This is a genomic window from Streptomyces sp. NPDC005820 (genome assembly GCF_040630255.1).
Taxonomy (GTDB): domain Bacteria; phylum Actinomycetota; class Actinomycetes; order Streptomycetales; family Streptomycetaceae; genus Streptomyces.
In genome coordinates this window covers 72,636-85,917 of sequence record NZ_JBEXXE010000043.1, presented here as the reverse complement: position 1 = coordinate 85,917, position 13,282 = coordinate 72,636, and the positions used below count along the sequence as shown (strand labels likewise).

Sequence of the window (13,282 nt, the reverse complement as noted above, 5' to 3'; positions counted from 1 at the left end):
CCTGCTGGCTTATTCCGTGCTGTTCTGTTCCAGATGACTGTGGACAGGGCAAGGCTGTGACCAGACATCCGATGCGGTTAATACTCCAGCCGTAGATCGTGATCTTCATAACCGGGCGGCCTGCCGCCGGTAGTGGCTGGCCTGGGGTCGGGCTTGGTGGCGGGCGTCGCCAGTGGGACCAGCCAAGCCGGTGGGTCGTGTCGTGGACGGGTCGGATGATAAGGGTGATCCAGAGGCGCCAGGACGCAGCGGCTGACATGGCAGTCGTCCGGCCCGAACAGGCGGTTATTGGCGCGACAAGCCTGTTCGCGCGGACACTCCCACATCGTGCGATGGGCGACACTTCCGAATACGGGGCTGCCGTCGTCAGTCGCCGGGGCCGAGGGGTTCGTCCGTGTACGGCCACGGATCGTTCCGTCTGTCCGCAGACATGCCGTCAGATTCGGTGCAGACCACGGCGCCGTCCGAGGTGTGGTAGTGAAAGTCGGGCATTCGCCAGGTGTACGAGCCGGTGGATCCGCCCTCGTCCGGCCGGTCTTGCCGGTGCAACTCCAACAGGTCGTCGAGACCGCCGGAGTAGTACGAGTGACTCTTCAACCCAAGCGGCACCGGCACCATCCCGCCCTTCTCGTACACGAGCTCCCTCGTCTTTGTATCCCACACCACCAGTTCCCACCCCCATCTCAGCAGCCAGGCAGTCCCGTCCTCCACGAGGTGAAGGACGACAGGCAGCCCGTCACCCTCGTAGATCTCCGCCCAGCCATCGGGTGTACGAGCAACCATCGTCCATCCACAGGCCCACAGTTGCTCCGGCATCGGGCGGGCCTCGGCTTCGTCGAGTTCTTGCGAGAGAGTGGAATGCGGTCGCAAGAACAGGTACTCCTTGGCTGCGCCGAGCTTCGTCGCTTCGTGGCGATACCGTGAATTGGCCAGACGCCCGTCTCTGTCGACCTGACGCGTCACCAGCCAGGAGCCCGGGACGGCACGCCGCCACCGGCGCCGGAGAGCGCTTTGGGCCAGCACCGCGCAGAAGTGTTCGCCGTTGTGGGTTTCATGCACCTCGATGGGCTGGTTCGACCGCACGCGGTGCAGCAGCCGGAACGTTCGGCCGCTGTGGGAGCCCTGGTACTCGATGGTGTAGTTCGCGGTGAGCCGTTGTACCGTCCACTCGCTGTCAAGGGCCGCCATCGACTGTCCCCCATCCGTAGCCGTGGAACTCAGTATGTCCATGACTGACGGTCATGCCCAGAGCAGCAACTGCATTGTCCTGCTGCCACTTCCGGCAACCTGGGAACCATTGCAGACCGGGGCCGGTACGGGCGTGTGTGCGGTCACTGTCGATCATCGTGAGCTGTGTGGACCGACGTAGAGACGGTGGCCGCGGGCCACGACATGGATCCTGCCCGTTGGCGGGTTGCGTTCGCGGGTCTGATGGGCCGGATCGCGGGCCGCTTCAGCCGGGTCGAGCCCCGTCGGCGGGCGGGGCGGCTGGTGCTCGGTCTGCTGGCGGATCTGCCGCGCAAGAACTGCTGGACCATCGCCGAGTGGGCAGGGGATGCCACCCCGGACGGTATGCAGCACCTGCTCGGCCGGGCCAAATGGGAGGCCGACCAGGTACGCGATGACGTGCGCGAGTACGTGGTGGAACACCTGCACGACGACCATGCGGTGCTGGTCGTCGACGAGACCGGGGACGTGAAGAAGGGCATGAGAACGGTCGGAGTCCAGCGTCAGTACACCGGCACCGCCGGCCGGATCGAGAACGCCCAGGTCGCCGTTTACCTCGTCTACGCCGGTCGCCGCGGGCACGCGGCAGTGGACCGGGAGCTCTACGTTCCGCGCTCGTGGACAGCGGACCCCCACCGCTGCCGTGATGCCGGACTCGGCGAGGACACCGCCTTCGCGACCAAGCCGGAACTGGCCACGCACATGATTGCCAGGTTCCTGGACGCCGGCCACCAGGCCGCGTGGGTCGCGGCCGACGAGGTCTACGGCGGCAACCCGAAACTGCGGGCCGCGCTGGAAGAGCGGGGCACAGGCTACGTGCCGGCCGTGGCCTGCTCGCACGAAGTCACCACCAGGGCCGGAAAGTTCTGCGCGGACGCCCTGGCCAAGAAGGTGCCCGAGCGGGCCTGGCAGAAACTCTCCGCAGGGGCCGGGGCCAAGGGCCACCGCTTCTACGACTGGGCCGCCATCAGCCTGGCCGACTTCGCACCGGGCAGCCGCCATTTGCTGATCCGCCGTAACCGCACCACCGGCGAACTCGCCTACTACCGTTGCTACTCATCCCAGCCCGTGCCCCTGACTGCCCTGGCGCGGGTCGCTGGATCACGGTGGCGAGCGGAAGAGACGTTCCAGTCCGGCAAAGGCCTGGCCGGACTCGATGAGCATCAGGTCCGCCGCTGCGCATCATGGTCCCGCTGGGTCACCCTGGCTATGCTCGCCCACGCCTTCCTCGCCGTCCTCCGCGCCGACGAACACACCCGCCACCCCGCCCCGGACGCCCTCATACCGCTCACCTGCAACGAGATCCAGCGACTCTTCATCACCCTCGTAGTCCGACCCGTCCACGACACGGCCCACCGGCTTGGCTGGTCCCACTGGCGACGCCGCCACCAAGCCCGGTCCCAGGCCAGCCACTGCCGGCGGCAAGCCGCCCGGTTATGAAGATCACGATCTACGGCTGGAGTACGTGATCTCGGTGGTTAGGGACGCTGAGGCGACAGGTGGCCAGCGTCGATCATCCCGCCCGAGATCGCCCACGCCGTCGCGGGCGTCGGTTCCTTCTCCGTCTACCCGAGTTCACCGAGACGGAGGGCGTCCCTTATCTCGCTGAGCTTCGCGGTCGTTGCCGGGGTCCGCTCCTGCGCCTGTTCAGCGAGTCGGAGGGCATCGTCAATCTCGCTGAGCTTCACGGAGGACAGGACGGCTGCCCGCTCTATCAGGTCGTCCCGGGACACAGTGGTCAGCCACGTGCAAGGGGTGAAGCCCGGACGCGGGAACGCGAGCCGCAGCACGCCTTCGAACGGCAGTCCTTCACCGGCGCCGACCATCACTTCGATGCCCAGACCGCTGATGTCGACGCCCGCCGGAGCGACGACCTGCATCACCCGGATCCCGGACGTGTCGTCTCCCGACAGCAGTACGACCAACCTCCTCTCGTCGAACTGGACCCACCAGACTTCGCCACGTTGCACAAGTCCTCCAGACACGGGACGGCAGGCAGACGCTGCGCGATCCTGACGCACTGCGGAGAGGGGTGTGGCCACCGTTGATCATCGGTGTGTGAAGACTGAAGATCATGCGGTGGCCGCAGGTCACAGCGTAGACCCTGCCCGCTGGCAGGAGGCGTTCGAGGGCCTGATGAACCGGATAGCGGGACGGTTCACGCGGGTCGAATCCCGGTGCCGGGCCCGGAGTTGGTACTCGGCCTGCTGTCGGACCTGCCGCGCAAGAACTGCTGGACCATCGCCGAGTGGGCCGGGGACAGGACCCCGGACGGCATGCAGCACCTGCTCGGGCGGGCCAAGTGGGACGCCGACCAGGTCCGCGGCGACGTAGGTGACTACGTGGTGCAGTATCTGCACGACGACGAGGCGGTGCTGGTGGTCGACGAGACCGGCGACGTGAAGAAAGGCACCGACACCGTCGGTGTCCAGCGCCAGTACACCGGCACCGCAGGCAGGATCGAGAACGCCCAGGTCGCCGTCTACCTGGTCTACGCCGGCCGCCGCGGGCACGCCGCGGTAGACCGGGAACTCCATGTTCCGCGTTCCTGGACCTCCGACCCCGACCGCTGCCGGGCCGCCGGACTCGGTGACAAGACGGAGTTCGCGACCAAGCCAGAGCTGGCCGCTCGCATGGTCATCCGATTCCTGGACGCCGGCCACCAGGCCGCCTGGGTCGCAGGAGACGAAGTCTACGGCGGCAACCCGAGGCTGCGCACCGCCCTGGAGGAACGCGGCACCGGCTACGTCCTCGCGGTGGCCTGCTCGCACGAAGTCACCACAGGCGCCGGGAAGTTCCGCGCCGACACGCTGGCCAGGAAGGTGCCCAAGAGGGCCTGGCAGAAGCTGTCCGCAGGGGTCGGAGCCAAGGGCCACCGCTTCTACGACTGGGCCGTCATCGACCTCACCGACCCCGGCCCGGGAGCCGGCAGTTGCTGATCCGCCGTAACCGCAACACCGGCGAACTCGCTTACTACCGCTGCTATGCACCCGCCGCAGTGCCGCTGACCACCCTCGCACGCGTCTCTGGATCAAGGTGGCGGGTCGAGGAGTTCTTCCAGTCCGGCCAGGGCCTGGCGGCCCTGGAGGAGCACCAGGTCCGCCGCTACTCGTCCTGGTCCCGCTGGGTCACCCTGGCGATGCTCGCGCACGCCTTCCTCGCCGTCGTTCGCGCGAACGAACACGACCGTCACCCCGCACCCGACGAGCTGATACCGCTCACCTGCAACGAGATCCAAAGAACGTTCATCACGCTCGTCAACCGGCCCGTCTTTGACCCTGTCCACCGGCTTGACTGGTCCGTCTGGCGACGCCGCCACCAGGCCCGATCCCAGACCAGCCACTACCGGCGACAAGCCGCTCAGAGGCCGATGAGCCGGCTCTCCTCAAGACGTCCACTCCGTCTGCCTCGACAATCCTCGACAGTCCTCGAGCAGCCGAAACCACGACGTGGGACACCACGACTGCCATCAACCGGCTTATTGCGTGGGCAGGATGAGCGCATCGCCTTCGAGTGGAGGATTCCCCCGTGGCAGCGGAACGAGGACTGTACGCACATGGCCGTCATGCTCACCACCGCGGGTGGTGAGCATGACGGCCTCACTACGGAAAGCGTCCGTGGTGACAGCGCCACCGCGGCCCTCGCCGACCTGCTCGATCGACAGGGGGAGCACGTGGGCGTCCCGCGCGATGCGGGACCGTGCGGGACGCCCACGCTGCCGGTCACTGCTGGGTCAGGGTGACTTCGTCGCAGTAGCCGTCGCCGCTTCCGGAGACGAGGTGGCAGTAGATGCGGGCGGAGGTCACGCCCGCGCCCGTGGTGAAGGTCGTCGACTGCTTCGAGTAGGTGCTCGACGTGGTCGAGGCACTCGTGACGGCGCTGCCGTTGTAGAGCTTGGCCTCCAGTGCTGTCGTGGTGCCGGCGGTCTGGCTCGCGAGGGAGCCGGTCAGCCGGTAGGTGGTGTTCGGCGTGAGGCCGGTGACGATCTGGAACAGGGAGGCTGAGGTCAGGGACGCGTTCGCCAGCCCGGCCGCGTTGCCGTTGGCCGCCGTGCTCGTGAGCGAGAAGTCGCCGTTGCGCCAGGGCACGGTGTGGCCGGACTCGAAGTTGCCGTTGATCGCGTAGTTCTTGACGGGGGTGACGGCCATGTCGTCGCAGTAGCCGTTGCCCGTACCCGAACTCTTGTAGCAGTACAGCCGCACGGTGTTGTTCGTCGCCCCGGTGGTGAAGTCGGCGGAGACGAACGTCCACGAGGTACCGCTGGAGCTCGCCACCGTTTCCAGACCACCGGTGTTCTTGACACCGACGTTCATGACCTCGCCGGCGACGGCCGACTTCACCCAGCCCGAGACGCGGTACGTCGTCCGGGGCGCGACCGGAACGTACTGTTCGAGCGAGGCGGGCGACGGCCCGACGCGCGCGTCGTAGGTCCCGGAGTGGGCGCCCGTGTTCACCACCGAGGCGGAGTTCCACGCGCTCCAGCCCGAGGTCGTCCCCTTCTCGAAGCCGAGGTTCTCGTTGGCGAGGCAGGTCGCGTCGGAGGGCGAGCTGTACTGGTCGGCGCCGATGTCGGGTGCGCAGGTCGCGGGAACGGCCGATCCCCAGTAGTCCTTGCCGCCATTGTTCGGGACGACGACACCCGCGCCGATGGCCGGGGAGGACGCGGTCAGCTGGTAGCCCGCGACGCTGCCGATGCCCGTGCCGCCGCTGCCCGGCGAGGCGAGCAGCGGATCCGCCGTGATCTTCCCCGGGTCGGCGGGCTCACTGGCCGGGTGGTTGCCGTAGAAGAGGTTGTTGCGCCAGGCGAAGTTCGAGGCCGGCTGGCCCGCCGTGTAGACGTAGCCGCCGCTGCCCAGGTTGTAGATGATGTTGTTGGCGAGCGTGAGGTCGTTCCAGGCGCCGGTGACCTCCAGGACGTTGGCGGTGGATCCGGACGGGATGTAGATGGTGTTGTTGTAGAGCGCGGAGTCCTGCGAGCCGTCCATGGTGATGGCGCGAAGAAGGTCGTTCTCGCTGACGTTGTAGCGGACCACCGCGTTGCTCGCGAGGTGCGATCCGCCGCCGCAGCCGCAGAAGAGGATGAACCCTCCCGCGTTGTCGTGGCTGTAGTTGTACTGGACGATGGTGCCGTCCTGGCCGTAGTCGACGTCGAAGCCCTGGCCGTCGGTGTTCCCGGTGTTCTTCTGGGTCCCGTATGCCTCGTTGTACTGGATCACGGTGCCGTCGGAGTCCCAGGCCCAGATGCCGGCGTTCGCCGAGTTGGTCTTGGCCGCGTTGTAGACCACGTTGTGGTCGATGAGGGCGTTCTGCGACATCTGGACGACGATGCCGTCGCCGTCCGTGTCGTGGACGGTGTTGTTCTGGACGACGACGCCGCTCCAGGGAGTCCAGGCCGGGTTGTTGCAGCCTATGGACGCCCGGCAGAGCCAGGTGCTGCCCATGTTGATACCGCTGCGGGAGACGTTGGCCACGGTGTTGCCGTCTATGTCGACGTCGTTGAAGGCGCTGGGGGTGGTGGTCCCGATGACGGCGAAAAGGATTCCGGCGCTGCCGTTGACCTCCTTCGACTGGTCTCCGTTCACGTCGTGGATGTTGAGGTTGCTGATCTTGTAGTGATCTCCGGTCCCGAAGTTCTCGAGGACCACGTAGACGCCTCGCCGCGCGTTCGCGCCCTTCACGGCGCCGGTGTTGGTCACCTCCAGGTCGGAGATCTCCCAGTACTCCTGGTTGTAAAGGTAGATCGCGTCTGTGCCGCCGCCACCGGCGATGACCGGCAGGGCGCCGGTGCCGTACGCGCTCATGGTGATCGATCCGCCTGCCGCGCTGCCCGAGCCGAGCGGGTGCAGCAGGCCGGTGCAGGTCGTGCCCCGCTTGAACAGCAACTGGTCGCCGGGGGCGAACGTCGTCGCGTTCGGGCCCGCCAGCGAGTTCCACGGCGAGGCGGAGGTTCCGGTGCCGTTGGATGCCGCCGAGCAGTCCACGTAGTAGGCCGAGCCCGCCGCGTGGGCGGGTGTGGCCGGGGTCAGGGCCACCGCGGCGCAGGCGAGCAGCATGGTGACGACCGCGCCTGCGAACAGCCGTCTGATCTCTGCGACTTGTCTCATGGTGCTTCTTTCCGTACGACGTTGTCGGAAGGGGTGGAGGGGCTCGCCGTGACCTTGCGGAGTGCGGCGACGATGGCCTGCGTCGGAGCGGCCTGGTTCGACCATTCGGCGGCGACGTGTCCGTCGGCTCCGATCAGCAGGGTGTGGAGCTGTCCGTCCGTGGGCAGTTGTGCGCCCACGGAGGCGGAGTCCGCGGCGACCACGAGTTCGGGCGGGAGGGCCCAGTTCGCCGCGAAGTTCTGCAGTGCGTCGTCGGTCGTGTGCCCGTCCGAGTCGGTGACGAGGACCCTGACGTCGGGGTACTGGAGCGCCACGCTCTTGAGCGACGGGATCTGGTTCCGCGCCGCCACCACGTCGACGTCGCCCTGGTCGTCGACGGGAAGGGCCGAGACGACGGTCGGGCCGGACAGGGAGATGTGGTTCCCGTCGAGCAGGGTCACACCGGAGCCTGCCGGTGCTTCGGCTCGGCATGCGCTGAGGAGCAGGAGCGCGGCGACAAACGGGATCATCCCCGCGCGGCGGGCCCTCACGGTCACTCGTCGGATCGCCGTCACCTGACCGGCCCTTCGAGAGGCAGGATGGGTGCTTCCAGCGTTTCGTCGCGGTCGCACGCGAGGCTGTCCGCGTGCAGCCGCAGGCGGGCGACCTGGATCGAGCTTCGGCGGTCGTCGTGGTCGCCGTGTCGTTGTCCGGGGCTGTCGCCGGATCGCCCGGGATGGGTGAAGTAGAAGACGAACGCGCCGAGTTCGCTGGTGACGACATCGGCGTGGAAGCCGTACGAGCCGTCGTCCGGGCCCTTTCCGGGACGATCGAGGACGAGTCCTCGCGGTTCCCATGTCTCCAGGTCCCGTGAGTGAAGAACGCGCAGGCCATGCCATTCGTCGACCAGCATCCAGTAGCTGTCGCCGAACTCGAAGACGTTGGGACCTTCGTGCGCGGAGCACTCGACGGCGGGTCCCCGGACGGTCCACCGCGTCAGGTCGTCGCTGTCCGCCGCATAGGTGTGCGCGTGGTCGGCCTCGTCCTTGTACCACATGCGGTAGCCGCCCGTGGGAAGCCGCAGGACGCAGGCGTCGATCACTTTGTCGGACGACAACGACAAGGTGGAGCGGTAGGTCCAGGAGAAGAGGTCGTGGCTCGTGTAGTGGCGGATCGTGCGGGCGTGGCCCTCCCACCGGGTCGGAACACCGCGGATGACGCTGACGAACATGTGGTACTCGGTTCCGTCGTCCACGATCTCGGGGGCCCAGTAGGTGTGCCGTCCGGGCTCGATGTCCAGCCCCCCGGCGACTCCCCGGTACAGCCAGGTGGCCCCGCCGTCCGAGGAGGACGCGATCCCGATGTCGGTCCCGTGTACCCAGCTCACGTCGTTCATCGGCGGCGCGTCGGCGCGACGGCTCGTGTAGAACATCCACCACTCGCCGGCGTGCCGGTTCCAGATGACGGTGGGGTCGGTCGCCCCGTCGTGAACGGGGTCGCGGAACAGGGGGCGGGCAACGGTTGTCATCGGTTCTTCCCAGGAGTGAGGAGGCGGTGGCCCATGGGCGGCCGGTTCGGCGACGTCGTCAGGCGGGCCGGCGCGTCAGGCGGATCATGTTCCAGGAGAGCGGCTCGAGTTCGGCGTGCAGGACGCCGTCGGTGACGGCCGTGCCCGTGGCCGCGTGCGGGGTGACACGGTCGGGCCGGTCCGCGGTGTTGGTGGCCTCCGGGTCGCTGTCGGCCAGGACGAGGTGCTCCACCAGGGTGTGGGCGTCGACGCCGCGCAGGTCGACCCTCAGGGGAAGGGCGTCCGTCTGGCTGCGGTTGACCGCGAAGACGGTGACGGCGTCCGTCTCGTCGTCGATCACCGCGGTGGCGTGCAGCAGCGGTACGTCACCGAAGCGGGCGGTGGTGTAGGTCGGGCTGGCCACCTCGACGCGCAGCACCCGGCCGCGCCCGTACCGTGCGGCGTGCGCGAAGGGGAAGAAGGTGGTCTGCCGCCAGGCGGGCCCCTCCGGTTCGGTCATGATCGGCGCGATGACGTTGACGAGCTGAGCCAGCGAGGCGGCGGTGACCCGGTCGGCGTGCCGCAGCAGCGCGATGAGCAGCGAACCGAAGACGACCGCGTCGGTGACGGTGTAGACGTCCTCCAGCAGGCGCGGCGCCTGCTGCCACTCCTGCACCGGGTGTGGGTTGGGCCGCTTCTGGTACCAGACGTTCCACTCGTCGAAGGAGAGGTTGATGCGCTTGTCCGCCTTGAGGCGGGCGCGGACATGGTCGCAGGTGGCGACGACCGACTCGATGAAGTGCTCCATGTCCACCGCGGACGCCAGGAAGGAGTCTCGGTCACCGTCGGTCTCCTCGTAGTAGGCGTGCAGGGAGACGTAGTCCACGAGGTCGTACGCGGCCTGGAGGACGGTCGCCTCCCAGGAGGCGAACGTCGGCATGGAGGAGCTGGAGCTGCCGCAGGCGACCAGCTCGAGGTCGGGGTCGACCTGCCGCATGGCGCGGGCGGTTTCGGCGGCGAGGCGGCCGTACTCCTCGGGGGTCTTGTGCCCGGTCTGCCAGGGGCCGTCCATCTCGTTGCCCAGGCACCACATCCGGATGCCGTACGGCTCCTTGGCGCCGTCGGCGACGCGGCGGTCGGACAGTTCGGTGCCGCCGGGGTGGTTCGCGTACTCCAGGAGCCGTACCGCGTCCTCCACGCCCCGCGTGCCGAGGTTGACGGCCATCATGGGCTCCATGCCGGTCTTGCCGCAGAAGTCCATGAACTCGCCGAGGCCGAACTCGTTGGTCTCGGTGGACTTCCACGCCAGGTCCAGCCGCGCCGGGCGTTCCTCGCGCGGGCCCACGCTGTCCTCCCAGCGGTAGCCCGAGACGAAGTTGCCGCCGGGGTAGCGGACGGTGGTGACACCGAGCTCCCTGACCAGCGCCAGGACGTCCTGACGCAGGCCCTCGGCGTCGGCGGCGGGGTGGCCGGGCTCGTAGATGCCGGTGTAGACGCAGCGGCCCATGTGCTCGACGAACGATCCGTACAGACGCGGGTTGACACTGCCGACGGTGAACGCCGAGTCGAGGGCGAAGCGGGCGGCGGAGGAGGAGGTGGGCTCGGACATGAATGCCTTTCGAACGTCACTTCGTAGGTGACAAGGAGGGGCAGGAGGGAGGGAGGGAGGGAGGGAGGAGAGGGAGGAGAGGGAGGAGAGGGTGGTCAGAGCGCGAGTGCGCAGACCACCGAGGGGGCGGAGACCGGTGGTCGGGGCTGGGTCAGGGTTCCGTCGCCCAGGACGCGCAGGACGGCGAGCGAGCCGCTGTGCTGGTTGGCGACCAGCAGATGACCGTCCACCAGGGCGAGGCCGCGGGGCCATGTGCCGCCGGCGGAGATCTCGCCGAGCGGTTCCAGGGTGCTGCCTGCGAGCCGGAACGCGGCGACCGTGTCCGCGCCCCGGTTGGTCACCCACACGAAGCGTCCGCAGGGCGAGGCGACGATTCCCCCGGGCTGGTTGGCGACGTCCTCGGCTGCCGTGGCGGGTACGGAGGAGAGAGCGGTCAGGGTGCCCGTACCGGTGTCGTAGCGGTGGCAGGTGACGGTCGAGGACAGTTCGTCCGCGCTGAACACCAGGTCGCCGTCGGACGCGAAGGCGAGGTGGCGGGGGCCGGATCCCGCGCGCATCGAGTTCACCGCGACCCGTTCCAGGGTTCCGGTGCGGGTGTCCAGCCGGTAGGTGAGAACGGCGTCCGCCCCCAGGTCGGTGGCCAGCACGAAACGGCCCGCCGGGTCGACGAGTACCTGATGGGCGTGGCTGCCCTCCTGCCGTCCTGCGACCGGTCCCGCCCCGTCGTGGACGACGAGGTCGGCCGGTTCCAGCAGGCGTCCGTCCGCGCCGAGCCGGTGCACCGCGACCGTGCCCGGCGCGGTGTCGCTGCCGTAGTTCGCGGTGAGCAGCCACTCTCCGTCCGGGTGGACGGTGAGGTGGCACGGGTTCGCCCCGCCGCTGCTCATCGGGTCGCCCAGCGGGGACAGCCCGCCGTCACGGGTGACGGCGCTGACGGTTCCCGTCTCGGTCTCGTTGGTGCTGTAGACGACGGCCAGCGACGGGTGCGCCGCCAGGAACGAGGCCCCGCTCACGGGCAGCGGCTCCACCTCGTCGTACGAGAGCTGTCCGGTCGTGGGATCGAGCCGCAGGGCGGCGACGCCGGGGCCGTCGCCACCGGTGGCGGGGGTGTGGGAGCCGGTGAGGACGGGGATCGCGTCGGTGCGGGCGCTGGTGTGCATGGGTGGTCCTGGGAGGTTCATCGAGCGGGGTGGGTGGAGAACGTCTCAGCGGACGATGTCGTCGTGGTGGTCGAGCAGTTCCAGTTCGGAGCGCCGGGGCAGGCCTTCCCAGTCGCCGGCGGTGCTCACCGCGAAGGCGCCGACCAGGGCCGCCGTCCTCAGCCGCCGCTCCGGGGGCTTTCCCGCGAGCAGTTCGGCGAGGTACCCGGCGGCGAACGCGTCTCCCGCGCCCACCGAGTCGTGCACGTGGACGGGTATGGCGGGCTGCCGGTGAGGAAGCCCGTCGAGGAGGGCGTACGCCCCGTCGGCGCCGAGCTTGATCACGGCCCCGCCGGGTCCCAGATCGCAGATGGCCCTGGCGAGTTCCTCCGGTCCGTCGGCGCCGGGCACCATGAGAGCGGCCTCGTGCGGTCCGGCGAAGACCAGGTCGCTCCTGCGCAGCAGGGGCAGCAGGATCGTCCGGGCCTCGGCCTCGCTCCAGAGCAGCGAACGGAAGTTGATGTCCAGTGAGATGGTCACACCGGCGTCGGCGGCGATGTCCACGGCCCGGGTCACGGCCGCGGCGGGGCCCTCCCCGAGTGCCGGGGTGATGCCCGTGATGTGCAGGACCGCCGCCCCCGCGACGACGTGCTCGGGGATGTCGTCGGCGGTCAGCCGGGCTCCGGCCGTGTGGGTGCGGTAGTAGCGCGTACGGCTGTGCGTGGACGTGCGGCGTTCCTTCAGCAGCAGGGAGGTGGGGGCGGGGTCGCGTACGGCGACGGTGGTGACCCCTTCGGCCTGTAGTTCCCGCAGGACGAGTCCGCCGAGTTCGTCGTCGCCCACGCGGCCGATCCAGGTCGCGGCTCCGCCGAGTCGGCTGACCCCGATGGCGACGTTGGACTCCGCGCCGGCGATACCCAGGCGCAGTGTCGTGCCGAGCGCGAACGGGCCGGGATCCCGGGCCGCCATGACGGCGAGCACGTCGCCGAAGGTGACGAGGTAGGGCTCGTCGGGCGGGGGTGCGGAGGTGCTCACGCGCTCGCCTCCCCGGCCCGTGCGGTGGTCCCCACCGCGTCCAGCAGGGTGCGCGCCCTGGTGACGAGGGCGTCCAGGGCCTGGGGAGTCGGGTTCTGGTCGGCCCCGCGCAGCAGCGGGGAGCCGATGCCGACCGCGCGGGCGCCGGCGTCCAGGTAGTCCCGCGCCTCGTCGATGGCGACACCGCCGACGGCGACGACGGGGATGTCCGGCAGTGGGGCGCGCAGTTGGCGCAGGTGAGCGGGCCCGCCCGTGCTCGCGGGGAACAGCTTGACGGCGGCGGCGCCGGCCCGCCACGCCTCGGACACCTCGGTCGGGGTCCAGGCGCCCGGGTAGCAGGCCACGCCCCGGTCCGCCGCGTACCGGACGACGGCGGTGTCCACGACGGGGGCGACCAGGAACTCCGCTCCCGCCGCCAGGGCGTCCCTGGCCTCGTCCTCGGTGACCACGGTGCCGGCGCCGACCGCGACGTCCGGGCCGAGTTCCGCCCTGATGGCGGCCAGCGCGTCGAGCGCTCCGGCGGTGGTGAGGGTGACTTCGAGGCAGGTGACACCGGCGGACGCGAGGGCCCGGGCCACGGCGGGCAGGCCGGAGGCGTCGGCCGACCTGAGGATGGCCATGACCCGTGTCCGGTCGAGTTGCGGGGTGAGAGCGGGACGCTCCGTCATGACCCCACCGCCGC

10 protein-coding genes and 1 pseudogene are annotated in these 13,282 nt (G+C 69.3%); 2 read left to right on the top strand and 9 right to left on the bottom strand.

Annotated elements, in window-relative coordinates:
* Window positions 1-366: 366 nt before the first annotated feature.
* Window positions 367-1,188, bottom strand: a complete 822-nt coding sequence (locus ABZ464_RS39715) for a hypothetical protein (RefSeq protein ID WP_359286197.1) — start codon at window positions 1,186-1,188, stop codon at window positions 367-369.
* 243 nt (window positions 1,189-1,431) lie between these two features.
* On the opposite strand from ABZ464_RS39715, the gene ABZ464_RS39710 reads away from it, so the two are divergent.
* Entirely contained in the window at window positions 1,432-2,667 is a 1,236-nt protein-coding gene (locus ABZ464_RS39710; RefSeq protein ID WP_359286253.1) for an IS701 family transposase, read from the top strand.
* A gap of 125 nt (window positions 2,668-2,792) precedes the next feature.
* Here the strand turns inward: ABZ464_RS39710 and ABZ464_RS39705 are convergent, their stop codons facing one another.
* Window positions 2,793-3,197: a type II toxin-antitoxin system PemK/MazF family toxin gene (locus ABZ464_RS39705; protein ID WP_359286194.1), complete on the bottom strand. Its 405-nt coding sequence runs from the start codon at window positions 3,195-3,197 to the stop codon at window positions 2,793-2,795.
* Window positions 3,198-3,363: 166 nt separating this feature from the next.
* On the opposite strand from ABZ464_RS39705, the pseudogene ABZ464_RS39700 reads away from it, so the two are divergent.
* A pseudogene (locus ABZ464_RS39700) lies at window positions 3,364-4,591 on the top strand (IS701 family transposase); the annotation flags it as partial.
* A 358-nt stretch (window positions 4,592-4,949) separates the two neighbouring features.
* Here ABZ464_RS39700 and ABZ464_RS39695 read toward each other — a convergent pair.
* The 7 genes from ABZ464_RS39695 to ABZ464_RS39665 form a co-directional block, all read right to left on the bottom strand.
* A complete protein-coding gene (locus ABZ464_RS39695; RefSeq protein ID WP_359286192.1) occupies window positions 4,950-7,331 on the bottom strand; it encodes a carbohydrate binding domain-containing protein in 2,382 nt (793 codons plus the stop codon).
* Complete coding sequence (locus tag ABZ464_RS39690; protein ID WP_359286191.1) at window positions 7,328-7,771, bottom strand: hypothetical protein; 444 nt, start codon at window positions 7,769-7,771, stop codon at window positions 7,328-7,330. Before ABZ464_RS39690 ends, ABZ464_RS39695 begins: the two co-directional genes overlap by 4 nt.
* Before the next feature lie 110 nt (window positions 7,772-7,881).
* The gene (locus ABZ464_RS39685; protein ID WP_359286189.1) at window positions 7,882-8,838 is read right to left on the bottom strand and encodes a glycosyl hydrolase; all 957 of its coding nucleotides are present in this window, start codon (window positions 8,836-8,838) and stop codon (window positions 7,882-7,884) included.
* 58 nt (window positions 8,839-8,896) lie between these two features.
* Window positions 8,897-10,426: an alpha-N-arabinofuranosidase gene (locus tag ABZ464_RS39680; protein WP_359286187.1), complete on the bottom strand. Its 1,530-nt coding sequence runs from the start codon at window positions 10,424-10,426 to the stop codon at window positions 8,897-8,899.
* 95 nt (window positions 10,427-10,521) lie between these two features.
* On the bottom strand, window positions 10,522-11,586 hold the full coding sequence (locus ABZ464_RS39675; protein ID WP_359286184.1) for a lactonase family protein: 1,065 nt from the start codon (window positions 11,584-11,586) through the stop codon (window positions 10,522-10,524).
* Window positions 11,587-11,631: 45 nt separating this feature from the next.
* Window positions 11,632-12,600 (bottom strand): sugar kinase, encoded by a 969-nt coding sequence (locus tag ABZ464_RS39670; RefSeq protein ID WP_359286182.1) that lies wholly within the window; start codon window positions 12,598-12,600, stop codon window positions 11,632-11,634.
* Complete coding sequence (locus tag ABZ464_RS39665) at window positions 12,597-13,268, bottom strand: bifunctional 4-hydroxy-2-oxoglutarate aldolase/2-dehydro-3-deoxy-phosphogluconate aldolase (protein ID WP_359286180.1); 672 nt, start codon at window positions 13,266-13,268, stop codon at window positions 12,597-12,599. Before ABZ464_RS39665 ends, ABZ464_RS39670 begins: the two co-directional genes overlap by 4 nt.
* Window positions 13,269-13,282 lie beyond the last annotated feature (14 nt).